Annotated in this window: 20 protein-coding genes; 15 read left to right on the forward strand and 5 right to left on the reverse strand. The window is 72.6% G+C overall.

The window, feature by feature from the left end; all coding sequences use genetic code 11:
- The first annotated feature begins 132 nt into the window (after positions 1 to 132).
- The 6 genes from nirB to ACXJKF_RS16345 all read left to right on the forward strand — a co-directional run bounded on the left by nirB (position 133) and on the right by ACXJKF_RS16345 (position 7,035).
- Positions 133 to 2,724, forward strand: coding sequence for a nitrite reductase large subunit NirB (nirB, locus tag ACXJKF_RS16320; protein ID WP_456788766.1), 2,592 nt, complete (start codon positions 133 to 135; stop codon positions 2,722 to 2,724).
- Positions 2,721 to 3,095, forward strand: a complete 375-nt coding sequence (gene nirD, locus ACXJKF_RS16325; protein ID WP_456788767.1) for a nitrite reductase small subunit NirD — start codon at positions 2,721 to 2,723, stop codon at positions 3,093 to 3,095. Before nirB ends, nirD begins: the two co-directional genes overlap by 4 nt.
- Before the next feature lie 5 nt (positions 3,096 to 3,100).
- Positions 3,101 to 4,363 (forward strand): uroporphyrinogen-III C-methyltransferase, encoded by a 1,263-nt coding sequence (cobA, locus tag ACXJKF_RS16330; RefSeq protein WP_456788791.1) that lies wholly within the window; start codon positions 3,101 to 3,103, stop codon positions 4,361 to 4,363.
- Positions 4,360 to 5,475, forward strand: a complete 1,116-nt coding sequence (locus ACXJKF_RS16335) for a uroporphyrinogen-III synthase (RefSeq protein ID WP_456788768.1) — start codon at positions 4,360 to 4,362, stop codon at positions 5,473 to 5,475. The genes cobA and ACXJKF_RS16335 overlap by 4 nt, the downstream gene beginning before the upstream one ends.
- Positions 5,475 to 6,215, forward strand: a complete 741-nt coding sequence (locus ACXJKF_RS16340; RefSeq protein WP_456788769.1) for a sirohydrochlorin chelatase — start codon at positions 5,475 to 5,477, stop codon at positions 6,213 to 6,215. The genes ACXJKF_RS16335 and ACXJKF_RS16340 overlap by 1 nt, the downstream gene beginning before the upstream one ends.
- A 64-nt stretch (positions 6,216 to 6,279) precedes the next feature.
- Positions 6,280 to 7,035, forward strand: coding sequence for an alpha/beta hydrolase (locus tag ACXJKF_RS16345; RefSeq protein ID WP_456788770.1), 756 nt, complete (start codon positions 6,280 to 6,282; stop codon positions 7,033 to 7,035).
- Between the two features lie 50 nt (positions 7,036 to 7,085).
- Here ACXJKF_RS16345 and ACXJKF_RS16350 read toward each other — a convergent pair whose 3' ends face one another.
- The 4 genes from ACXJKF_RS16350 to ACXJKF_RS16365 all read right to left on the reverse strand — a co-directional run bounded on the left by ACXJKF_RS16350 (position 7,086) and on the right by ACXJKF_RS16365 (position 12,952).
- Positions 7,086 to 9,857, reverse strand: a complete 2,772-nt coding sequence (locus ACXJKF_RS16350) for a hypothetical protein (protein ID WP_456788771.1) — start codon at positions 9,855 to 9,857, stop codon at positions 7,086 to 7,088.
- A 1-nt stretch (position 9,858) separates the two neighbouring features.
- A complete protein-coding gene (locus ACXJKF_RS16355) occupies positions 9,859 to 10,548 on the reverse strand; it encodes a hypothetical protein (RefSeq protein ID WP_456788772.1) in 690 nt (229 codons plus the stop codon).
- A gap of 264 nt (positions 10,549 to 10,812) precedes the next feature.
- Positions 10,813 to 11,388, reverse strand: coding sequence for an NYN domain-containing protein (locus ACXJKF_RS16360; protein WP_307491115.1), 576 nt, complete (start codon positions 11,386 to 11,388; stop codon positions 10,813 to 10,815).
- 67 nt (positions 11,389 to 11,455) lie between these two features.
- Positions 11,456 to 12,952: an endo-1,4-beta-xylanase gene (locus ACXJKF_RS16365; protein ID WP_456788773.1), complete on the reverse strand. Its 1,497-nt coding sequence runs from the start codon at positions 12,950 to 12,952 to the stop codon at positions 11,456 to 11,458.
- A 191-nt stretch (positions 12,953 to 13,143) separates the two neighbouring features.
- Between ACXJKF_RS16365 and ACXJKF_RS16370 the strand changes: the two genes are divergently transcribed.
- On the forward strand, positions 13,144 to 13,629 hold the full coding sequence (locus ACXJKF_RS16370; RefSeq protein ID WP_456788774.1) for a MarR family winged helix-turn-helix transcriptional regulator: 486 nt from the start codon (positions 13,144 to 13,146) through the stop codon (positions 13,627 to 13,629).
- On the opposite strand, the gene ACXJKF_RS16375 is transcribed toward ACXJKF_RS16370, so the two are convergent.
- A complete protein-coding gene (locus ACXJKF_RS16375; protein WP_456788775.1) occupies positions 13,618 to 14,481 on the reverse strand; it encodes a serine/threonine-protein kinase in 864 nt (287 codons plus the stop codon). The two genes, ACXJKF_RS16370 and ACXJKF_RS16375, sit on opposite strands and share 12 nt — an antisense overlap.
- 168 nt (positions 14,482 to 14,649) lie before the next feature.
- Between ACXJKF_RS16375 and ACXJKF_RS16380 the strand changes: the two genes are divergently transcribed.
- The 8 genes from ACXJKF_RS16380 (at position 14,650) to ACXJKF_RS16415 (ending at position 24,201) form a co-directional block, all read left to right on the forward strand.
- The gene (locus ACXJKF_RS16380; protein WP_456788776.1) at positions 14,650 to 15,678 is read left to right on the forward strand and encodes a LacI family DNA-binding transcriptional regulator; all 1,029 of its coding nucleotides are present in this window, start codon (positions 14,650 to 14,652) and stop codon (positions 15,676 to 15,678) included.
- A gap of 253 nt (positions 15,679 to 15,931) precedes the next feature.
- Positions 15,932 to 17,557 (forward strand): glycoside hydrolase family 13 protein, encoded by a 1,626-nt coding sequence (locus ACXJKF_RS16385; protein ID WP_456788777.1) that lies wholly within the window; start codon positions 15,932 to 15,934, stop codon positions 17,555 to 17,557.
- Between the two features lie 75 nt (positions 17,558 to 17,632).
- Complete coding sequence (locus tag ACXJKF_RS16390) at positions 17,633 to 19,009, forward strand: ABC transporter substrate-binding protein (RefSeq protein ID WP_456788778.1); 1,377 nt, start codon at positions 17,633 to 17,635, stop codon at positions 19,007 to 19,009.
- Between the two features lie 80 nt (positions 19,010 to 19,089).
- Positions 19,090 to 20,016: a carbohydrate ABC transporter permease gene (locus ACXJKF_RS16395; RefSeq protein WP_456788779.1), complete on the forward strand. Its 927-nt coding sequence runs from the start codon at positions 19,090 to 19,092 to the stop codon at positions 20,014 to 20,016.
- Complete coding sequence (locus ACXJKF_RS16400; RefSeq protein ID WP_456788780.1) at positions 20,013 to 21,035, forward strand: carbohydrate ABC transporter permease; 1,023 nt, start codon at positions 20,013 to 20,015, stop codon at positions 21,033 to 21,035. Before ACXJKF_RS16395 ends, ACXJKF_RS16400 begins: the two co-directional genes overlap by 4 nt.
- A gap of 190 nt (positions 21,036 to 21,225) precedes the next feature.
- The gene (locus ACXJKF_RS16405) at positions 21,226 to 21,798 is read left to right on the forward strand and encodes a hypothetical protein (protein ID WP_456788781.1); all 573 of its coding nucleotides are present in this window, start codon (positions 21,226 to 21,228) and stop codon (positions 21,796 to 21,798) included.
- 224 nt (positions 21,799 to 22,022) lie between these two features.
- Complete coding sequence (locus ACXJKF_RS16410; RefSeq protein ID WP_456788782.1) at positions 22,023 to 22,892, forward strand: hypothetical protein; 870 nt, start codon at positions 22,023 to 22,025, stop codon at positions 22,890 to 22,892.
- Between the two features lie 91 nt (positions 22,893 to 22,983).
- Positions 22,984 to 24,201: a ferrochelatase gene (locus ACXJKF_RS16415; RefSeq protein WP_456788783.1), complete on the forward strand. Its 1,218-nt coding sequence runs from the start codon at positions 22,984 to 22,986 to the stop codon at positions 24,199 to 24,201.
- Positions 24,202 to 24,211 lie beyond the last annotated feature (10 nt).

Below are 24,211 nucleotides of genomic sequence, written 5' to 3' on the forward strand. Positions count from 1 at the left end.
CTCACTCTCACACCAGGCACCCACGCCGTGTGCGGGAAAGGTTCCCCCCAGGTAACGAGCGGGCGCCCTCGGCCGAAACAACCGGTTCCTACCGTGGGACGTGCCCCACCCCCCAGCCCGACGGAGCACCCAATGAACCAGCACCTCGTCGTCGTCGGCGGCGGCATGGTCGCCCAGCGGCTGGTCGAGGCGTTGCGTGACCGCGACACCGCCGGCACCTGGCGCATCACCGTGCTGGCCGAGGAGCCGCGCCGCCCGTACGACCGCGTCGCCCTCACCAGCTACTTCTCGGGTCGCGACGCCGACGACCTGGCCCTGGGGGACCCGGAGCTGTGGTCCGACCCGCTGGTCACCCTGGTCCGCGACGACGCGGTGACGCACCTCGACCGCGACGCCAAGACGGTGACCACCGCGCACGGCCGCACGGAGCACTACGACCACCTCGTCCTGGCGACCGGCTCGTCGGCCTGGGTCCCGCCGATCGAGGGCACGGACCTGCCGGGCGTGTTCGTCTACCGCACGGTCGACGACGTCGCGGAGCTGCGGGGCTACGTCGAGAAGCTCTCCGAGGACCGGGTGGTCAAGGGGGCGGTGCTCGGTGGCGGCCTGCTCGGGCTCGAGGCGGCCGGCGCGCTCCAGGCGCTCGGTGCCCGCACCACCGTCCTGCAGGTGGGCACGCACCTCATGTCGACGCAGGTCGACCTCGGCGGCGGCGAGGCGCTGCGACGGCTCATCAACAACCTCGGCGTCGGGGTCCGCCTGAACGCGATGACCACGAAGATCCGCGCGCACCGGCGCGGTGGCGTGGGTCGCCTCGACCTGGCCGACGGCGGCCGCGTCGACGCGGACGTCGTCGTGATCGCCGCGGGGGTGCGGCCGCGCGACGAGCTGGGCCGCGCGTCGGGCCTCGAGATCGGCGAGCGCGGCGGGATCGTCGTCGACGACACCTGCCTGACCAGCGACCTCGACATCTCGGCCGTCGGCGAGGTCGCCTGCATCCAGGGCGCCACGATCGGCCTCGTCGCCCCCGGGTACGCGATGGCGGAGATCACCGCGGACCGCCTGCTGGGCGGCACCTCGGAGTTCCCCGGCGCGGACACCGCGACCAAGCTCAAGCTCTCCGGCGTCGACGTCGCCAGCTTCGGCGACGCGTTCGGCGAGACGCCCGGCGCCCTCGAGATCGTCTGGGCGGACCCGGTGGGGGGCGTCTACAAGAAGCTCGTCATGTCCGACGACGCCCGCACCCTGCTCGGCGGCGTCCTCGTCGGCGACGCGAGCGCGTACGCCAGCCTGCGCCCGATGCTCGGCCGCGAGCTGCCGGGCGACCCGGCCGCGTTCCTGCTGCCCGAGGGCGGCGGGGGAGCGCCGGAGCTGGAGCTGCCCGACGACGCCGCCGTCTGCTCGTGCAACAACGTCTCGGCCGGCACCATCCGCGGGGCCGTCACCGACCACGCGTGCACCGACCTCGGTGCCGTCAAGGCGTGCACCAAGGCGGGCACCAGCTGCGGCTCGTGCCTCCCGCTGGTCAAGAAGCTGGTGACCACGGAGCTGGCGGCGCAGGGCATCGAGGTCAGCACCGCGCTCTGCGAGCACTTCGCCCTGTCGCGCGCGCAGCTCTACGACGCGGTCCGGGTCAGTGGCGTCTCGTCGTTCACGCAGGTCATCGAGCGGTTCGGCACCCGGGCCGAGGGGCGCGGCTGCGACATCTGCCGTCCCACGGTCGCGTCGATCCTGGCGACGACGTCCCCGGCGCACGTGCTGGAGGGCGAGCGGGCCACGCTGCAGGACACCAACGACCACGTCATGGCCAACCTGCAGAAGGACGGCTCGTACTCCGTGGTCCCGCGGATCGCCGGCGGCGAGGTGACGCCCGAGGGKCTCATCGCGATCGGTGAGGTGGCCAAGGACTTCGGGCTGTACACCAAGATCACGGGCGGCCAGCGGATCGACATGTTCGGCGCCCGCATCGACCAGCTGCCCCTCATCTGGCAGCGCCTGGTCGACGCCGGGTTCGAGTCCGGGCATGCGTACGGCAAGTCGCTGCGCACCGTGAAGTCCTGCGTCGGCTCGACGTGGTGCCGGTTCGGCGTGCAGGACTCCGTGGCGCTCGCGGTCATGCTCGAGCTGCGGTACCGCGGCCTGCGCTCGCCGCACAAGATCAAGCTGGGCGTCTCGGGCTGCGCGCGGGAGTGTGCGGAGGCCCGCGGCAAGGACGTCGGCGTCATCGCGACCGACAAGGGCTGGAACGTGTACGTCGGCGGCAACGGCGGCTTCACGCCACGGCACGCGCAGCTGCTGGCGGAGGACCTGGACACCGAGACCCTGGTCCGCACCATCGACCGGTTCCTCCTCTACTACGTCCGCACGGCCGACCGGCTGCAGCGCACGGCACCGTGGATCGAGGACGTCGAGGGCGGTCTCGACGGCGTCCGCGCGGTCGTCATGGAGGACTCGCTGGGCATCGCCGCGGACCTCGACGAGCAGATGGCGCAGCACGTCGTGGAGTACGAGGACGAGTGGCGCGCGACGTTGGAGGACCCGGAGAAGCTCCGCCGGTTCGCGTCCTTCGTCAACGCGCCCGACACTCCCGACCCCTCGCTCGCGTACGTGCCAGAGCGCGGCCAGTCGCGCCCCGCCACGGCCGACGAGCGCGACGGCGCAAGCCCGACGCCCCACCACGAACCCGTTCTCGTCGCCGGAGCCCGGCTGGAGGTGCGCTCATGACCGCAGTGGAGACGCTGGTGTGGACGACCGTGTGCCGGCTCGACGACCTGGCGCCGGAGCGCGGCGCCGCGGCGCTGCTCGGCACCGACCAGGTCGCGCTGTTCCGGCTGGTCGACGGTCGCGTGCTGGCCGTCCAGCAGCACGACCCGTTCAGCGACGCGTACGTCATCTCGCGGGGCATCGTCGGCTCCCGTTCGGTCGAGGACGCCGAGGTACCGACGGTCGCCTCTCCGATGTACAAGCAGGTGTTCGACCTGACGACGGGCCGGTGCCTGGACGTCGCCRGGAAGTCGCCGGCCGGGGACCTGGCCCCTGACCTGCGCACCTGGCCGGTCCGCCTGCGCGACGGCCTCGTGGAGGTGGGCTCGTGACCACCATGCTCGGTCTCCAGCTGACCGGCCGCCGGGTCCTCGTCGTCGGTGGCGGACCGGTGGCCGCGCGCCGCGTGCAGTCGCTGCTCGCCGACGCCGCTCGCGTGGTGGTCGTCGCGCCGCAGCTGTGCGAGGTGCTCCTGGACCTGCACCGCTGGGGCCTGATCGAGTGGCGCGCCCGCGAGGTGGAGGAGCCCGACGTCGACGGCGTGTGGCTGGTGCACACCGCCACGGGGGACCGCTCGACGGACGCCGCGGTGCTGGCGTGGGCCACCGAGCGGCAGACGTTCTGCGTCGACGCCGGCTCCGGCGCCGACGGCTCGGCCCGGACGCCCGCCACCACCCAGCAGGGCGACGTCCTGGTCGGTGTGGTCTCGACGGGCACGGCGGACCCGCGACGCACGATCGCCGTGCGCGACGCGGTCGCCGCCCAGCTGCGTGAGGGGAACATCGACCTGCGGCACCGTCGCGCGCACGCGGGCCGCGTCGTGCTCGTCGGCGGGGGACCGGGCGATGTCGGGCTGCTCACGCTCGCCGGTCGTCGCGCGCTCGCCGAGGCGGACGTCGTGGTCACCGACCGCCTCGGACCGGTCGCCGTGCTCGACGAGCTGGCCCCGGGGGTCGAGGTCATCGACGTCGGCAAGACGCCGGGGCACCACCCCGTGCCGCAGCACGAGATCGGCCGGATCCTGGTCGAGCAGGCCCAGCGGGGCCGCGTCGTCGTCCGGCTCAAGGGCGGGGACCCGTTCGTGTACGGACGCGGCGGCGAGGAGGTGCTCGCCTGCCGGGAGGCCGACGTGCCCGTGGAGGTCATCCCAGGCGTGAGCAGCGCGTTCGCCGCGCCGGCGGCCGCCGGCATCCCGCTCACGCACCGCGGCACCGTCGGTGCCGTGCACGTGATGAACGGGCACGACGGGTGGTCCTCGGCCGCCCTCACGGGTCTGCGGGACGGGTCGTGCACGGTCGTCGTCCTCATGGGCGTGAGCGCGCTGGCCACCCTGGCCACCGAGGCGCTCGACGCAGGCGCGGACCCGGCCACGCCGGTCGCCCTGGTCGAGGAGGGGACTCTTCCGGGTCAGCGCGTGACGCGAGCCCGCCTGGACGACGTGGTCGACGTCGCGGCCGCTGCGGGTGTGAAGGCACCCGCTGTCATCGTCCTGGGTGCCGTGGCCGCGGCCGGRCTGCTCGAGCCGGGCCATGGTGACGCCGCTCACACGACCGGGTCGCCCCACGCAGCGGCCTCCGGGGCCGTCACAATGGCCACGTGAGCGAACCTATCGACCAGACCCTCGCGGGACTCGTCGTGCTCATCACCGCCGACCGCCGGTCGGCCGAGCTCGCCGCCGCGCTGGGTCGCCGAGGTGCCGCCGTCCGGCACGCCCCGGCCCTGAGCATGGTTCCGCACATCGACGACGCCCGGCTGCTCGAGGGCACCCGGTCGCTGCTGGCCCACCCGCCGGACACCGTGGTGGTGACCACGGGCATCGGGTTCCGCGGCTGGATCGAGGCCGCGGACGCCGCCGGGCTCGACGAGCCGCTGGTGCAGATGCTCAAGGGCACCCGGATCGTCGCGCGCGGACCCAAGGCGCGCGGGGCGATCCAGGCCGCAGGACTCACCGCCGACTGGGTCGCGGAGTCCGAGACCAGCGCCGAGATCGCGGAGGTGCTCCTGGACGAAGGGGTCGCCGGGATCGACATCGCCGTCCAGCACCACGGCGCGGGTGCCGACGGCCTGGACGAGGCGTTCGCCGCGGCCGGCGCCCGGGTGCGCAGCCTGGTCGTGTACCGCTGGGGTCCACCCCCGGACCCCGCCGTGGTGACCGCCTCGGTCCGCGGCGTCGCCGCCGGGGAGATCGACGCGGTCGTCTTCACGTCCGCGCCCGGGGCCCACGCCTGGCTCGAGGCGGCCGACGAGGCGGGCGTGGTCGACGAGATCGTGGCGCTCGCCCGCCGCGGCAGCGTCGTGATGGCGGCCGTCGGACCGATCACCGCCAAGCCGCTGCTGGACCGTGGCATCGAGCCGCTGGTGCCCGAACGGGGTCGGCTGGGTGCCCTGGTCCGGACGCTCGTCGGCCACTACGGCGGGCTCCAGGCCCTGCAGACCGTCGCGGGCCCGCTCCAGGTGCACCGCGGGGCCGCGGTGCTCGACGGCCACGTGCTGGCTCTCACCCCGACCGGCCTGGAGGTCCTGCGGCTGCTGGCCGCCGCGGGCGGTGCCGTCGTGGCCCGTGACCAGGTGCTGGCCGCGCTGCCGGGCGACTCGCAGGACCCGCACGCCGCCGAGGTGGCCATCGCGCGCCTGCGGGACGCGACCGGCAGCCGCCAGCTGATCCGCACCGTGGTCAAGAGGGGCTACCGTCTCCAGCTGGAGGAGGTCTGATGACGAACGCACTGCACGCCCGTGGCCCGGCCCCTGACGGCCCGCGCGGCGACGTCGACGGCCCCGTGCTCGTCGGCTGCTCGCACGGCACCGACGACGCCGACGGTCGCGCCGCCGTCCGCTCGATCCTCACCGGCGTCGCGGCCTACCGGCCGGACCTCGACGTGCGCGAGGCGTTCGTGGACGTGCAGGAGCCGGAGGTCGCCGACGTCGTCTCGCACRCCCTCGACAGCGACGCGTCCGGTGCCGTCGTCGTGCCGCTGCTGCTGTCCGTCGGCTTCCACGTGAAGGTCGACATCGCCGCCGCGGTCGACCAGCCCGGTGCGACCGCCGCCGCCCCCCTCGGCCCGGACCCGCGGCTCGTCGACATCCTCGTGGACCGTCTGGAGACCGCGGGCCTCGCTCCCGACGACTCCGTGGTCCTCGCGGCGGCCGGGTCCACGGACCCCGCAGCGGCGCTCGCGGTGGAGTCGGTGGCGGCCGGGCTGGCCGACCGGCTCGAGCAGCCGGTGACCATCGGCTACGGGGCCGGCGCCGAGCCGCGCGTCCCCGTGGCCGTCGCGAGCGCTCGCGCGGACGCACCCCCCGGTGGCCGGGTCGTCGTGGCCTCCTACCTGCTCGCCCCGGGGTACTTCTACGACCGCGTGCTGGAGGCGGGAGCCGACGTGGTCGCCGCTCCGCTGGCACCGGACGAGCGCCTGGTGCACATCGTGCTGGACAGGTACGACGCCGCCACCTGAGGCGTCGGGACGTGGCGTGAGACGCGGGTTGCCGCGAACCGTTCCGAACCTCTAGGAACGGGGGATGCCCACCCTCCGGTCCTCCGCTGCCGCTGCCCTCGCCGCGGCCGCCACGCTCGCCCTCGTGGCGTGCACCGCACCCGCCGACGACACCGCTGCGCCGACGGCGGCCCCCTCCGCGCCGACCGGCATCGTCTCGTCGATGCGCCCCGCCGACCGGCCGATGTGCCTGCCCGAGGGCGCTGCGGCCGTCACGACCGGCCCGGAGGACGACCCGACGCTGGTGGCGTTCGCGGGTTCCGGCACCCGTGGCGTGGTGCTCGCCCCGCAGAGCGACGGCCAGGTGTGCCAGTGGGCGCAGCAGCTGGTCCGGCTGGTCGAGGAGGGGTACCTCGTCGCGACGTTCAGCTGGTCCGGGGTCGGCGAGCGGTCGTTCACCGACGCGGTCGACGTGCTGCGCGGGGTCGGCGCCACGGAGGTGGCGTTCGTGGGGGCGTCGAAGGGCGGCATGTACTCCGCGGCCCTCGCCGACGAGCTCGACCCGGTCACCGTCGTCGCCCTCGGACCGCCAGTGGAGTACGACGGCCACGACGCGCACTCGACGTCCAGCAGCTACACCGGGCCGCTCCTCGTGATCGCCTCCACCGAGGACCGCAGCGTGCCTGCGCTGTCGTCGAAGCTGGTCGCACGCGCGGACGACCCCGCCACGTTCGTCGAGCTCAGCGGCAGCGCGCACGGTGTCCAGCTGTTCAACGGGGAGCACAGGGAGCAGGTCGAGCAGCTGATCGACGACGCGCTGGCCTCGGGCTTCGGAGGCTAGACGCGCCGACGGCGGGCCACCCCGAGGGATGGCCCGCCGTCGGTGGTCGGTCAGACGAACCGGCGCCGCCCCAGCGTCGCCAGCCCGATGCCCGCGGCGAACAGGACGATCGCCAGGATGAGGCGTCCGACCGAGCTGGCCCCGGTGCCGTCGACGCCGGCGATCTCGATCGAGTACGCCGTGGACCCCGCCGCACCCTCGGGTGCGCCGTACGCCATGCCCTCGGTCGCGGCCCGCTCGGCACCGGCGCTCAGCACCGCGTACTTCACGCCGAAGTCCTCGGCGGTGCTCTGACCGCTGACGACCACCTGCGACGTGCCCTCGTCGGACAGCTGCTGCGTGCCGTCGACGATCTGCGGCGCACCCTCGGCCGCCTTGGCCGCACCCTCCGAGAGCGCCGTGGACCCGTCGGCGGCGGTGCCGAGGCCGTCGGACAGCCGCTGGGAGCCGGCGGCGGCCCTGGCCAGACCCGCGGCCAGGTCCTGCGAGCCCGAGGCCGCGGGTGCGAGGCCGTCGGAGAGCTTCCGGGACCCGGCTGCCGCGTCGTTGAGCCCGGCGGACAGATCCTTCGAGCCTGCGGCGGCGGGTGCGAGCCCGTCGGAGAGCTTCCGGGACCCGGCTGCCGCGGTGTTCAGCCCGGCGGACAGGTCCTTCGAGCCTGCGGCGGCGGGTGCGAGGCCGTCGGAGAGCTTCCGGGACCCGGCCGCCGCCTGGGCGAGACCCCCGGACAGCGTGTTGGCGCCGGTGTTCAGCTTCGACGCGCCTGCGCCGAGCGCGGTGAGCCCGGACGCGAGCGTCGCGCCACCCGCGTTGAGCTGGCTCGTGCCCGCCTGCAGGGAGTGCACGCCGCCGCGCAGGGTGCCGTCCGTGCTGGTGTCGTCGGCGTCACCGACGCCCGCCTGCACCTTGGCCACCACGCCGTTGACCAGCTGGGTGATGCCGGCGTCGACGTCGGCGAGGCCCTCGAGCACCCCCTTCTTCGCGGGGTCGCACACACCGGGCAGGGACGCGGAGCTGAGCCCGCACTCGATCTTGGTGAGGCTCCCGGCCGCGCCGGTCAGGCCCTGCGACAGCGCCGCAGCACCGCCCGCGATCGTGGCCGGGTTCGTCGTGTCGGTGAGGACGGGGACGCCGCCCGACAGCTGGGCGACGACGGCGTCGTACTGCGCCAGGTAGGCCGGGTCCATCCCGGCGCGCAGCGACGTCAGCGCACCGACCCCCGCCGAGAGCTGGTTGCCCAGCTGCACCGATCCGGCCGACAGGGTGGAGGCCGACGCCGCGGCGCCGGAGACCCCGGTCCGCACCTGGTCGACGCCCGCGGCGAGCGTCGACGTCGCGGTGCGCAGCTGCGTGATGCCGTCGTGCAGGCCCTGCGCCTGGGCGGGGAGCGTGCCGATGTCGCCGTAGAGCTTGGCCAGGCCGGCGTCGACGAGGTCGAGGCCGGAGCTGACCTGCACCAGCCCGGCGAGCAGTGCCGGCGCCTTGGCGCTGGCCTCGGCGAGACCCGCGTTCAGCGCTCCCGCGCCCGCCGCGAGGTCCGCCGCACCGGGTGCGAGCTGCGTGGTGAGTCCGGTCGCGAGCCCGGCGGCGCCGGGTGCTGCCTCGCCCAGACCCGCGGCGAGCTTGGCGGCTCCGGGGGCGAGCTGGTCGTTCAGGCCGGCGGCCAGCTGCGACGCACCGGGGGCGGCCTCGCCGCTGAGCCCGGCAGCGAGCTTGGCGGCTCCGGGGGCGAGCTGGTCGTTCAGGCCCGCGGCCAGCCGCGACATGCCGGGGGCGGCGTCACGGCTGAGCCCGGCGGCGAGCTTGGCGGCTCCCGGGGCGAGCTGGTCGTTCAGGCCGTCGGAGAGCTCCTCCGCACCCGGGGCGGCCGTGTCGTTGAGCCCCGTCGAGAGCTGTGCGGCACCGTCGCGGAGCTGCAGCAGGCCGGCGAGCAGCTGGGCGGAGCCGTCGTGCAGGCGCAGGACGCTGTCGTCGAGCAGGAGACCGGCACCGGTCAGGTCGACACCCTTCTGGGCGCCGGCCTGGTAGCTGGCGGCGCCGCCCTTGAACGAGGGGTAGTCCAGCGGGGAGACGGGCATCGACGTGAGCGTGGCCTTGGGGATCACGGCACGGCTGACCTCGGCGGTGTAGCCGAACTCGGCGGACGCGGAGCCGATGGGCGGGAACAGCGTCATCTGGAACTGCATGCGCGTGCCGCCGCGGCCGTCCCCGGCCATGCCCGCCTCGTCGGACCGCACGTCGGTGAACGTGGACGGCAGCACGGTGACCAGCTGGCCGATCATCGGGATGACGGTCTCGGCCGACGTGGTGGCCATCGTGCCCGTGCCGTCGTCGTAGGTGACGTCCTGGGTCGTCCCGGTCACGTTGGTGACCTTGTAGTGCACCCCGAGCGTGCCGGCCTTGCCGACGACCGCGCCCGGCTGCACCGGCTTGCCGTCGAACGTATAGGTGACCTCGACGGTGAGCGGGAGGTCCTTGTCGTAGGTGCTCAGGGTGCGTTCGCGCCGCTCGCCGTCGACGGCCAGCGTGCTGACCTGCTTGCCGTCGACGACGCGGGCGCCGCCGAAGCCGTCGAGGTTGCGCAGACCCTCGGTGGAGACCGGGTTCTCGACGGTCGCCGTGCCGTGGCCGGTCAGGGCGAGCTGCTCGTACACACGGGCGCCCTGGTACGCGCCGGTCGCGGACAGCCGCGCCTGGACGGTCTCGGTGTTGGTCACGGTGACGTCGCCGGAGTCGGCGGCGAGCGCGGGGGACGCCGCGGAGCCGACGACGAGCGGCAGGAGGATGAGGGCGGCGGTCGCGGTGGTGGTCGTGCGTCGCACGTCAGGCCTCCGGCTGGGGGTCGAGGGGGCGGGTGGCGGGCAAGCCACGTCGAGGTGGTCGCGGGGCGCGGGGTGCCTCGACGGCGGGTGCGGCGTAGGGGCGTGCCGGGGCGTGGTTGCCCGCGCCCTCGTACTCGCCGACGGGCGGCTCGGTCGGGGCGAACACGGCAGGCTCGGCGGCGGCCTCGGCGGCGCGCTCCTCCTCGCGGTCCTGCATGACGACGACGCCGAGCAGCGACGTCGCGAGGAACCCGGCTCCGGCGGCGAGCAGGATGGACGTCGCGGTGGTGGCCGACGACGTCACGAACGCGGCCGGGTCGGCGGCGTAGGTCGCCTCGTACGCGCCCGCCATCGCGGCGGCACCGAGCAGGGCCGACCACAGGGGGAGCCTGCCTCGCGTGAGCCCGGCGACCGCCAGGCAGACCAGCACGACGACGAGCACCGCGATCGCGCGGCCCGCGGCGGCATCGGGCAGGACCGCGGCGCGCAGGGCGTAGCCGAGCCAGGCGGCGAGGAAGCCGACCGCGAAGCCTGCGGCGCGCTGCGCGGGGGAACGGTCGGGCACCAGGCCCAGGGCGCCGCCGAGCGCGGCGCCGAGCAGGGCCACGCCCTGCAGCTCGGGTCCGGAGAACAGGACGATCGCCGTCGTCAGGAGCGCGAGGACGAGCCCCGCCAAGATGTGACGCTTCATGACCACCTCGTCGTGGTGACTGGTCCGGGCGGGGAGACCGTCCGGGCAGTGCGGCTGGTGAGTGGCACACCCGAGAGGCCACTGACCTGCACCGTCGCCGTTGACGGGGCAGGTCAGCAGCCTTCTCGGGCGGGACCAGCGCACTGTCTACCAGCGCACAAAGCATCTGAGCCACGGGGTACTAGGTAAATCGGCACCGGTAGCAGATACATCGTTATCGCGCCGTGACCTGCGTCACGCGAGAGCCTTCTCGGAAGCGGATGCTCAGAGGTAGCGCAGCGGGTCGAACTCGTCGAGCGGGATGATCCGCAGGCGGGGCAGCTGCACGTTGAACGCGGCGACGTCGCTCTCGAGGTCGAACGTCTCCAGGCCCTTCGCGACGAGCGCCGACAGCTGGGTGCTCGTGAACTCGCGGAACGCCAGGAGGCCGACGCGCCGGTCCTCGTCGTCGACGAGCGTCTCCAGCTCCGGCGCGAAGTCGCCGTCGTGGCTGGCCAGGAGCACGTCGCCCCCGCGACCCGCGATGGCGTCGAGGGTGCGCTTGATGCCGATGTCGACGACCTTCTCGTACGACTCGCCCGACAGCGGGATCGGCTGGAAGCCGATGGCCAGCAGCGCCTGCACGAACGACATGGGCAGCGAGCCGCTGGAGGCGTTGAGGAAGAACAGGGCCTTCACGGGCTGGTCGAACGCCTGCTGCGCGAACGTCAGGACGCGTTCCCAGCGGGGCCGCTGCTCCGGGGTGGGCCGGCCGCCGAGGATGGACGAGCCGAGGGTCGCGTCGATGTTCTCGCCGTCGACCAGGAGGTACGTCGTGCGCGGTGCGGCCTCGGTCGTCATCGCGTCAGCGTATCCGCAGGTGGCGCGCAGCGGCCCGGGACCCTGAGCGGGTCCCGGGCCGGGTGCGTCACGCGATCGAGCAGGAGGCGCCGTTCAGGCTGAACGCGCTCGGGGCCGCGTTGGTGCCGTTGTGCGAGCCGTTGAACCCGAACTGCTGGCTGCCGCCCGCCGGGATCGAGCCGTTCCAGGCCGCGTTCTTCACCGTGACTGCCGAGCCGGACTGGGTGGTGACCGAGCTCCACGCCTGCGTGACGGTCTGGCCCGACGGGAAGCTGAAGGTGAGCGTCCAGCCGTTGATCGCGCTCGACGACGTGTTCTTCACGGTGACGTTCGCCGTGAAGCCGGTGTTCCACTGGTTGACGCCGTACGACACCTGGCAGGCGCCGGCCGGGGTGGTCGGGGTGACCGTCGGCGTCGGCGTGACCGTCGGGGTGACGGTGGGTGTCGGCGTGACCGTGGGTGTGGGCGTGACGGTCGGGGTGGCGGTGGGCGTCGGGAGGTCACCGAAGGCCGAGACGATCCCGTTGTAGGCGGGCTTCTTGGAGTAGTTGTCGTCCCAGACCAGGGCGGCGCCCTGCCCGGAGAACACGCCGGGGACCCACGAGTACTTGTCGGTGATGCCCCAGATGGTCACGCCCTGGCAGCGGCTGACCGCGAGGCAGATCTGGAAGATCTTCTTGAAGTCGGCCGCCTGGGTGGCCAGCTTCGAGGAGTCCGACGGCGTCGTCATGCGGATGTCGAGCTCGGTGATCCGCACGTCCACGCCGAGGTCCGCGAACCGCTGCAGGTTCTGCTGCATGGTCGAGGGGACCTGCCCGATGATCAGGTGCGACTGGAACCCGACGCAGTCGATCGGCACGCCGCGCGACTTGAAGTCCTTGACCAGGTTGTAGATCGCGGTGCTCTTGGAGTTGATCGCGTCCGTGTTGTAGTCGTTGATGCAGAGCTTGGCGTTCGGGTCAGCGGCCCGCGCCGTGCGGAACGCGGTCTCGATGTACCCGTCGCCGATCTTCTGCTGGAGGGGCGAGTCGGAGCGGCGCTCGCCGTTCTCGCCGAACGCCTCGTTGACCACGTCCCACGACGAGACCTTGCCCTTGAAGTGCGTCGCGACGTTGGTGACGTGGTTCTTCATCGCCGACTCGAGCGCCGTCCCGGACAGGTTGTTGGTCCAGCTCGGCATCTGCGAGTGCCAGACGAGCGTGTGGCCGTACAGCTCCTTGCCGGTGCTGGCGGCGTAGCTGGCCACCTGGTCGCCCGAGCCGTAGCTGAACGAGTTCTGCGACGGCTCGGTGGCGTCCCACTTCATCGCGTTCTCCGCGACGACGAGGTTGAACTCCGTGTCCGCGATGGACTTGTAGGCCGACTCCGAGAGCCGGTTGGGGTCGAGCGCGAAGCCGATGTCCTTGCCGGCTGCGGTCGCCAGGTCCTTCAGGGTGGTCGCTGCCTGCGCGGCGGGGATCGCGACGGCGGCGGCGCCGACGGCGATCGTCGCGGCGAGCGCGACGGCGATGGTGCGGGTCGCGGCTCGACGCCGGTTCGGTGCAGGGGGGCGTGTGACGGCCATGGGGGTTCCTCCTCGTTGAAGCCAGGTGCCGGATCGCACAGTGGTCGTCGGAGAGGGGCGCCGCGAGGTACCGAAACATTTCAGTTCCTGGCGCACGACACTTTCGATAGCGCAGGCGCGGAACACGCTGGGCGGTGACGCGGTTGAGGCAGTGATCGATACGTTTGCATGAAGCTGGGGAGGGTGGGTCGATGGCCGACGGCGCGCGGGAGCTGCCCGGGACGCGGGAGGCGGCGGAGGCCTGGGAGTCGCTGTTCCGCGCGCAGGTGGCGCTCATGCGGCGGTTCCAGCGCGACGACGTCTGGGGTGACCTGAGCATCCGCGAGTACGACGTCCTGTTCACCCTGTCCGGCTGCCCCGACGGCACCGCGCGGCTGCGAGACCTGGGCGAGAACAGCCTCCTGACCCAGCCGAGCCTGTCGAGGATGGTCGAGCGGCTCGAGCTGGCGGGCCTGGTGCGGCGGGGGCCTGTCGAGGGCGACGCGCGCGGTGTCGCGGTCGCGCTGACCGAGGACGGCTGGCGGGTGCAGCGGGAGATCGGCCGACGGCACGTGCGCACGATCCGGCGCCTCGTCGGCGGCGCGCTGGACACGGACGAGCTGGCGACCCTGCGGGCGCTCACCGACAAGCTGCGCGCGGCCCAGGCGGGGATCCCCGACCCGGGCTCAGAGGCGTAGCGCCCGCAGCTCCGCAGCCACGACGGCCGGCGCCGGACGCGCGGCCGGATCCTCGGCGGTCATCGCCAGCAGCAGCCTGCTCCAGTCCCGCCCGAACCGCGCCGGGACCTCGACGGGGTCGAGCAGGCGCGCGAGCGAGCTGGCCAGCGGGTCGCCCGGGTACGCGCGCACCCCCGTCAGGCACTCGAGCAGCACCAGACCGAGCGAGTAGATGTCGCTCGCCGGGCCGGCGGGGTGCCCCAGCGCCTGCTCCGGGCTCTGGTACCCGGCCGTGCCCGACGTGCCGCGCGGCGCTTCCGGTGCGCTGGCCGTCGTCACCGCGATACCGAAGTCAGCGAGCACGACGGGCATCCACGGCGCGTCGAGGCGTCCGCCGGTGGACCGGTCGGCGGCCACCAGGACGTTCGAGGGCTTGACGTCGCGGTGCACCACGCCGGCCTCGTGCGCGTGGCCGAGCGCCAGCGCGAGCTGACGGCCGACGTCGGCCGTGACCGACGGGGTCAAGGGGCCGTCGGCGATCGTGTCGCGCAGGGTCCGTCCGTCGACCAGCTCCATGACGAGGAACGCCACGGGACCGCCACCGTCCGGGAGGACGTCGGCGCCGACGTCGAGCAGCGCGACCAGGCTCGGGTGCGTGAGCGAGGACAGGACGCGCGCCTCGTGCGCGTAGCGCCGGATGTCCTCGGGTGTGGCGGTGCCGATCGAGAACAGCTTGAGGGCGACCGCCCGGTGCAGACGGACGTCCGTCGCCCGGAAGACCTCGCCCGACCCGCCGCGCCCGAGCTGCTGTCCCAGCTGGTACCGGCGGCCCAGCGCTGCGCGCTCCGGGGTGCCGGACTCGGTCGGGGGCACGGGAGTCCTGTCTGTGCGGGGGCAGCGGGGCGGTACGACGGTAGAAGCCTGCGGGCACGGCCGCACCTCGGGGCTGCCCGGGTGCGGCGAACGGGTGACGACGACGAGGTGAAACTGCTTGCATCGATCTGCAAGCCACTTGCAGCACTGAGCAGTACGCTGACACCTATGTCCCGACGACTCGCAGAGGTAGCACGCAAGGTCGGCGTCTCGGAGGCGACCGTGAGCCGCGTGCTCAACGGCAAGCCCGGCGTCGCGGAGTCGACGCGAGAGGCGGTGCTCACCGCGCTCGACGTGCTCGGCTACGAGCGACCGACCAAGCTGCGGGGCGAGCGCGCCCGGCTGGTCGGCCTCGTCCTGCCCGAGCTCCAGAACCCGATCTTCCCGGCCTTCGCCGAGGTGGTGGGCGGGGCGCTGGCCCAGCAGGGCTTCACCCCCGTCCTGTGCACGCAGACCGCCGGTGGTGTCTCGGAGGCGGACTACGTCGAGCTCCTGCTCGGCCAGCAGGTGTCGGGGATCGTCTTCGCCGGCGGTCACTACGCGCAGCGGGACGCGTCGCACGGGCACTACGAGCGCCTCGCCGGGCGGAACCTGCCGGTCGTGCTCATCAACGCCTCGATCGAGGAGCTGCCGTTCCCGGCGGTGTCGTGTGACGACGAGGTGGCCATCGAGCAGGCGATCGGGCACCTGGCGTCGCTCGGTCACACGACGATCGGCCTGGTGCTGGGTCCGATCGACCACGTGCCGTCCGAGCGCAAGCTGCGGGCGGCGCAGGCGATGATGCAGCGCCTGGGTCTGGAGCTGGGGGAGCAGCAGGTGGTCCGCAGCGCCTACTCGCTCGAGAGCGGTCAGGCCGCGGGGAACCGGCTCCTGCGGGAGGGCGTCACCGGCATCGTGTGCGCCAGCGACCCGCTGGCGCTCGGCGTGATCCGGGCCGCCCGACGTGCGGGCCTGCGCGTCCCGGACGACGTCTCCGTCGTCGGCTACGACGACTCCGCGTTCATGAGCTGCACCGAGCCGCCCCTGACGACCGTCCGCCAGCCGATCGAGCCGATGGGCCGCGCGGCGATCGACCTGCTGGTCAGCCAGATCCACGGCGGCGTCGTCCCCCAGGACGAGCTGCTGTTCGAGCCGGAGCTCGTCGTGCGTGGCTCCACCGGCCCGGCGCCGGCCCAGCCGGTGGTGCCCGTCGTCTGATCCCTGCCTTCCCAGGCCCCGTCCCGCCGTTCTCGGTGGGGCGGGGCCTGTGTCGTTCCCGGGCAGTTATCGAGATTCGACTCCGCTACGGTCACGCTTCGATAACTACTCTGTCGGGTTCTTGCGTTGATCCAGTCGTTTCCTTTAGCGTCTGGATCGCGACAACGGCGTTCGTCAGACCGCCGCTGCCGCGCGACACAGGACAAACCGGCCCCGGCGACGTCGACGGCGGCCCACGAGAGACGAGACGCGAGTGGCGCAGCCCGAGACCGACCCGCAGTGGTGGCGCGGCGCAGTGATCTACCAGGTCTACCCGCGCAGCTTCGCGGACGGGAACGGCGACGGGACCGGTGACCTGGCCGGCCTGCGCTCCCGGCTCCCGTACCTGCGCGACCTCGGCGTCGACGCGATCTGGGTCACGCCCTGGTACGTCTCCCCGCTCGCGGACGGCGGCTACGACGTCGCCGACTACCGCGCCATCGACCCCGCGTTCGGCACGCTCGAGGAGGCGGAGCTGCTCATCGCGGAGGCGCTGACCCTCGGCATCCGGACCATCATCGACGTCGTCCCCAACCACGTCTCCGACCAGCACGAGTGGTTCCAGGCGGCGCTCGCCGCCGGGCCCGGCTCGCCGGAGCGCGAGCGGTTCTGGTTCCACCCCGGCAAGGGCGAGCACGGCGAGCAGATCCCGACCGGTTGGGTGTCCGACTTCCAGGGCAGCACGTGGACGCGCACGACGAACCCGGACGGCACCCCCGGCGACTGGTACCTGCACCTGTTCGCCCCGCAGCAGCCCGACGTGAACTGGTCGCACCCCGACGTCGTCGCGGAGTTCGAGTCCGTGCTGCGGTTCTGGTTCGACCGCGGCGTCGCGGGCATCCGGATCGACTCGGCCGCGCTGCTGGTCAAGGACGCGACGCTGCCGGAGGTCCCGGACCAGCCGGGGCCGGGGGAGCACCCGCACGTCGACCGCGACGAGCTGCACGACGTCTACCGCGGCTGGCGCGCCGTCGCCGACTCCTACGAGGGCACCCGCGTCCTCGTCGGCGAGGTCTGGCTCCAGGACAAGGCCCGGTTCGCGCAGTACCTGCGCCCCGACGAGATGCACACCGCGTTCAACTTCGACTTCATGGCACGGCCGTGGGACGCCAAGCAGCTGCGGGAGTCGATCGACATCACGCTCGCCGCCCACGGACCCGTCGGCGCGCCGGCCACGTGGGTGCTGTCCAACCACGACGTCACGCGCCCGGTCACGCGGTACGGCCGCGAGGACTCGTCGTTCGCGTTCACGGCCAAGCGCTTCGGCACCCCGACCGACCTGCACGTGGGCCTGCGTCGGGCGCGGGCCGCCGCCCTGCTCACCGCGGCGCTGCCCGGTTCGCTGTACATCTACCAGGGCGACGAGCTGGGCCTGCCGGAGGTCGAGGACCTGCCGCTGGGCCTCCTGCAGGACCCGATGCACTTCCGCTCCGAGGGTGTCGACCCCGGGCGCGACGGCTGCCGGGTCCCGCTGCCCTGGAGCGGCACCTCCGGTCCCTACGGGTTCGGCTCCGGCGGCTCGTGGCTCCCGCAGCCCGCGCTCTGGGCGGGGCTGACCGTCACCGCCCAGGAGGACGACCCGACCTCCACCCTGCACCTCTACCGCAACCTCCTGGCGATCCGCCGGGCCGAGCCCGCACTGGGCGACGGGCCGATGACGTGGATCGACAGCTCCGACGACGTGCTCGCGTTCGCCCGCGGCGACCTCGTGTGCGTCGTCAACCTGGGCGACCAGCCCGCCGCCCTGCCCGCCCACACCGACGTCCTGCTCTCGAGCGCCCCGCTCGAGGCAGGCCTGCTGCCGCGCGACACCGCCGCGTGGCTGCGCAGCCCCGCCTGACCCGCACCACCCGACCGCAGCACCTGATCGCGACCTGGCACCCCGTCCGGCGCGTTCCCTCACGAAGGAGTGACGATGAGGTCCTCACGCACCACCGCGCTCGCCATGGCCGGTGTGCTCTCGCTCGGCCTGCTGGCCGCGTGCAGCACGGACGACGAGCCGTCGGGCGGCGAGTCCGCCGACGGCAAGGTCACCATCACGGTCGCCGGCCTCYAGCCCGGCGCCGAGACCGAGGCCGTCGACGCGCTGAACTCGCGCGTCGAGGAGTTCGAGGCAGCCAACCCGGACATCAACGTCGAGCCGGAGGAGTACAACTGGCTCGCGTCGACGTTCTCCGCGCAGCTGGCCGGTGGCACGCTGCCGAACGTGTTCGAGATCCCGCTGACCGACGCCAAGACGCTCATCGAGAACGGGCAGCTGGCCGACATCTCCGAGCAGTTCGACTCCCTGTCCTTCGCGGGCGACTTCAACGAGAACCTGCTCGAGTCCGGCACGGGCTCGGACGGCAAGGTCTACGCGATCCCCGCCAAGTCCATCTACGGCGTCGCGCTGCACTACAACCGCAACCTGTTCGAGCAGGCCGGCCTCGACCCCGACCAGCCGCCGACGACGTGGGACGAGGTCCGCGAGTACGCCAAGACCATCCACGACGCCACCGGCGTCGCGGGCTACGCGACGATGGCGCTCGACAACGCCGGCGGGTGGCAGCTGGCCGCCGCGGCGAACTCGCGCGGCGGGGTCATCCAGGAGCAGGACGGCGACGCGTACACCGCCACGCTCGACGACCCGGCGGTCAAGGACCACCTGCAGTGGCTGCACGACCTGCGCTTCGTGGACAACTCGATCCTGCCCCGCACCGACCTGGGCTGGGGTGAGATCAACGAGGCGTTCGCCGGTGGCCAGCTGGCCATGTACACGTCCGGCTCGGACGTCTACAACGCGCTCGTCGAGAACAACGGGCTCACCGAGGACTGGGGCTACGGCCTCACGGCGATCCCGACGTCGAACGGTGGCGGCGCCCTCACGGGCGGCACGCTCGCCGCGGTGACCAAGGAGTCCACCGACGAGCAGAAGGACGCCGCGGTCAAGTGGATCGACTTCTGGTACCTGTCCAAGATGCTGGACCAGGACCAGGCCGTGGCCGACGCCAAGCTCCGCAACGAGAACGACCAGGCCGTGGGCACCCCGGTGCTCCCGATCTTCAGCGAGGAGCAGTACGCGAAGTCCCTCGAGTGGGTCAAGGACTACATCAACGTCCCGCTCGAGAACATGAAGGGCTACACGGACGTCATGTTCACGCAGCCCAGCATCGGTGAGATCAGCGCGTCCACCCAGGACACCTACGCGCTGCTCTTCCCGATCGTGCAGGCGGTGCTGACCGACGAGAACGCCGACATCGACGCCCTGCTCGAGACGGCGAACACCCAGGGTCAGGCTCTGCTCGACCAGTAGGACCGCACGGTGCCCGGCCGGGGAGCGTCCCGGCCGGGCACCGTCGCTCGACCGACCGCACCCCTGGAGGAAGGCCCTCGATGACCACGGACGACGTCGTCCTGCGCAGACGCCGCGGCACCCCGCTCACCTGGGTGCGCGGCGGCGGTCTGAGCGCCCTGGTGTTCGCCCTGCCCCTGCTCGTGATCTTCGGTGTGTTCTCGTGGCTGCCGATCGTCCGCGCAGTCGTGATGAGCTTCCAGAAGACGAACCTCATCACGACGTCCTGGGTGGGGCTGCAGAACTTCCAGAACGTGTTCGCGGACCCGCTGCTGCCCGTCGCGACGCGCAACACCCTCTGGTTCGCGCTGCTCGCGCTCGTGTTCGGCTACCCGATCCCGCTGGTGGCCGCGGTGCTCATGCGGGAGGTCCGCCGGGCGAAGGGCCTCTACTCGGCCCTGGCCTACCTGCCGGTCGTCGTGCCGCCCGTGGTGGCCGTCCTGCTGTGGAAGTTCTTCTACGACCCGCGGCCCGAGGGCGTGTTCAACACGATCCTCGGCTGGGTCGGCATCCCGCCCCAGCCGTGGCTGCAGAGCATGACGATGGCGATGCMGTCGCTCGTGCTGGAAGCCACCTGGGCCGCAGCCGGCGGCACCGTGATCATCTACCTCGCCGCCCTGACCGCCGTCCCGCCCGAGCTGTACGACGCGGCCGAGGTCGACGGCGCCGGTGTCTGGCGCAAGGTCTGGCACGTGCTCCTGCCGCAGCTGCGCGGGGTCCTGTTCATCACGCTGATCCTGCAGGTCATCGGGACCGCGCAGGTCTTCCTCGAGCCCTACCTGTTCACCGGCGGTGGTCCCGCCAACGCCACCGTGACGATCCTGCTGCTCATCTACCGCTACGCGTTCGGCAACAGCCTCGGCGGCAACTACGGCGAGGCCACCGCGCTCAGCCTGCTCCTCGCCCTGTTCCTCGCCGTGATGTCCCTCGTGTACTTCCGCCTCACTCGCCGTTGGAGCACCTCGTGACGACGACCTCGCCCATCCCGCCCACGACGCCGCGGCCCGTGCTCGGCACCATCCCCGGTGAGGTTCCGGTGGTACCCGGCGCCGAGCTGGTCAGTGCCACCCGCGCGCGCCGTGCGCGCAAGGCCACCTCCTCCGACGACGGCGACGACCGCAGCGCGGTCTCCGTCTCCGACTGGCGCCGCCCGTCGGTGAAATGGTCGCTCGGCACCAGCCACTGGCTGCTGCTGATCCTGCTCGTCGTCTGGTGCGTCGGCCCGCTCCTGCTGCTCGCCAAGTTCGCCGTCACCCCCACGCAGGACATCCTGCGCACCCCCATGGCGATCTTCCCCAACGGCATCGCGTGGTCGAACCTCAGCGAGGCCTGGAACGACGTGCAGGTCAGCAAGTACTTCGTGAACACGATCGTGCTCGCCGCCGGTGCCTGGTTCAGCCAGATCCTCGTCGCGACGACCGGCGGCTACCTGCTCTCGGTCCTGCGTCCGCGCTACGCCCGCGTGCTCCAGGGAGCCGTGCTGGCCACCCTGTTCGTCCCCGCCGTGGTGCTGCTCGTGCCGCTCTACCTGACGGTCCTCGACACACCCGTGTTCCACACGTCCCTGGTCAACTCGTTCTGGGGCGTCTGGCTCCCCGCCGGCGCGAGCGCGTTCAACGTGGTGCTCGTCCAGCGGTTCTTCGACAACCTCCCGCGCGAGGTCTTCGAGGCAGCGCGCGTCGACGGCGCCGGGCCCTACCGGCTGTTCTGGTCGATCGTGCTGCCGATGAGCAAGCCGATCCTCGGCGTCGTGTCGATCTTCGCCGTCATCGCATCGTGGAAGGACTTCCTCTGGCCGCTGCTGGTCCTGCGCAACCCCGACCTGCAGCCCCTGTCCGTCCGCCTGCCGTCCATCGAGGCGACCACCGACAAGGGCGTCCTCATGGCCGCCCTGGCCATCTCCACCCTGATCCCGATCGTGCTGTTCCTCGTGTTCCAGCGCATGTTCCTGCGCGGCGCCGGACTGGGGGGAGCGGTCAAGGGCTGACCGCCGGCGTCGCCCCGCACGGTGCGGACGGTGGCGCGGCAGGACCGTCACGCGCTCGCGCCACCGCCTGTGGACAGCGGCGCCCGTCCACAGGGCTGCTCCGCTACCGTCACCGGGACGAACCGGACAAGCAGGAGGCCGACGCATGCCACCGACCATCCGCACGACTGCCGCACTGTGCTGCGCGGCCGTGCTCCTGCTGGCCGGGTGCACCGGCGAGGAACCCGCACCGACGACCGCTCCGACCAGCGCGGCACCGGCGCCCTCGCCCACGCCGACGCCGACACCCACTCCGACGGCGACCGGTCCGATGGACCGGTCCGACGCCGCGCTCGGCATCCAGTTCGAGAACCTGCCCGATGTCACCGGGGACGCCCGCGCTGCGTTGGACCTGTACACATTGTTCGAGGTCGAGTTCTGGCGCTCCACCACACAAGGCGCTGTCTCCGACCTGATGCCGGTGGTCGCCAACCCGGCGGTCGTGGCCGTTGTTCAGACTCAGGTCGACGGGAACGCCAGCCGGGGCCTGACGATCAACGGGGAGACGCGCGTGCGAATCCTCGACGTCGTGGCTGACCCGGCGAGCGCGACCATCACGACGTGCCAGGACCCGACAGCAGCCACGGTGACGTATGCGGACGGCACTGTGAAGTCGGTGGGAGAAGCAGGAGCGATGGCGCTGAAGGTCGTTGCCGGCCTGCACAAGGAGCCAGACCTGCCATGGCAGGTGGTGACGATCGAGAACTCCGGCGAAGCGTGCTGAGCGCACACGGCCGGCTGGCCGTCATTGGCCTCGTTGCCCTCGTCGCAGGCTGGGCGGCCGCGACATCGACGAGCGCCTGGCCAGGAGAGTCATCGTCAGGAACGGCAGCGCCGCCACCGAGTGAGGTCCCGTGCGTGATCGTCGTGTGCGGCGGCACCGGAGGTGGGACCGGTGAGCCGCCCGGCAGCGGGTCAGGCGTGCAGGCGGCTGCTGACGGTGAGGGCGTGAGTGTCGCGCTGTGGGGCACGGGCATCCGTGGTGGTGGGGAGTCGGTGAGCTCGGGTCGTCGGACGGTGCGGGTGGCGCCGGCGTGCTTCTACCGGCAGTTCATGACGGGCCAGGAGTACGCGGCGGCGTGGGCGTCGGGCGGGAACTTCCGCGAGCTGGTGCGCCGGTTGCCGCCGGAGGACGTGTTCGAGCCGTGGCCGGGGTACCYGGAGCACGCGGATGATGCCGAGGGGCACTGGTACTACCCGACGTGCGAGTCCGACCGGTTCCCCAGCTCCGAGGCGTACCAGACGGGGTACCGGGCGTTCCGTGCGGAGCATGACGTGGTCTATGTCCAGGTGAGCGACCCGGTGCCGGTCGCGCAGGTGATCCCGCCGGAGTCGTTGGCGCAGATCGCGTTCGAGGAGACGGACCTGCCCGAGGGGGCTCTGCAGTGGAACCCGCGGCTGGCCGGGTCGGGGGCGACCCTGGTCGGGGCGGAGACCTGGGTGTGGGTGGACAACCCGACGGTGCAGGTGGAGGTGACCGCGGAGATCCCGGGGTTGTCGGCGACGGTGACGTCGAGCTTCGCGGCGATGGACCTCGAGGCCGACGGCGCCGAGGACGTGACGTGCCTGGGCACACCGGGCACGGCGTGGACGCAGGGCGCCACGAGCGAGTGCGTGCTGGTGTTCATCCGGTCGTCTGCGGACCCGGACGTCACGGACCGCCTGCCGACGGTGACGCTGACCGCGACCGCCCGCTGGCAGGCAAGCTGGACGTCGAGCGCGGCACCCGGGGTGCAGGTCGAGATGGAGGACCCGCAGACCATCGCCTACACCGACGAGATCGCCGTCGCCGAGATCCAGACCCTCGTCACCACCTGACCGGCTTTCTGACAAGGCGTCCGGACAATCTCACGGCCGGGTCGGGCTGCTCGCCGCGAGAGTGCCGGGGGCCCGGTGCGATGATCGTGCGGTGGCCCCCGACACTTCCGTGCACACCTCGCTGTCCTCGACCGACCTGAGCCCCGTCGCCCCGTACGACGCGCTGCTGCTCTTCTCGTTCGGTGGTCCGGACGGTCCCGACGACGTCCTGCCGTTCCTGCGCAACGTCACGGCCGGGAAGAACATCCCGGACGAGCGGCTCGCCGTCGTCGCGGAGCACTACCACCACTTCGGCGGTGCGAGCCCGATCAACGGCCAGAACCTGGCGCTGCAGAAGGCGCTCGTCGACGAGCTCGCGCAGCGTGGGATCGAGCTGCCGGTGGTGTGGGGCAACCGCAACTGGGAGCCGTACACCACGGACGCCCTGTCGGCCGCGTACTCGGACGGCGCTCGCCGGATGGTCGCCCTGGTCACCAGCGCGTACTCGTCGTACTCGGGCTGCCGCCAGTACCGGGAGAACCTCTGGGCCTCGCTCGACGAGCTCGGCGTGGACGTCGGGCTCGGGGAGGGCGAGCACCCGGTGGCCGTCGACAAGGTGCGGTCCTACTTCAACCACCCGGGCTTCGTGCAGGCGAACGTGGACGCGGTGACGGAGGCGTTCGAGTCGATCGGCCGCGACGCGCGGCTGGTGTTCGTCACGCACTCGATCCCCGACACGATGGAGGAGGCCTCGGCGGTCTCGGGGGCGTCGTACAGCGCGCAGCACCTCGACGTCGCGGCCACGGTCGCGGCGGCCGTCGAGGAGCGCCTCGGGCGGCCGGTGACCTGGGACCTCGCGTACTGCTCGCGCTCGGGTCCGCCCAGCCAGCCGTGGCTGGAGCCGGACGTCAACGACCACCTGACCGCACTGGCCGCCGACGGGGTGCAGGCCGTGGTCCTGTCGCCGATCGGGTTCATCTCCGATCACATGGAGGTCGCGTTCGACCTCGACACCGAGGCGCTGGAGACCGCGGCCGGGCTGGGCCTCGTGGCGGTGCGCGCCGACACCGTCGGGACGCGGGAGCCGTTCGTGCGCGGGCTCGTCGACCTGGTGCTCGAGCGCGCGGCCCTGGCCCGGGACGCCGATGCGAACGGCGCCCACCCGGTCACGACCGACGTCGTCGCCGATGCCGCAGCACGACCGGTCGCCGAGGCGGCCGTCGGGGACCTGCCGCCGTTCCGCTCCGTCTGCCGGCCGGGCTGCTGCCAGATGCGCGCCGAGTCCGCCACGGGCATCCCCGCCGCCTGCTCGACCGACCCCTGGTCCTGACCCTTCCCGA

It is taken from the genome of Cellulomonas sp. P5_C5, assembly GCF_054049655.1.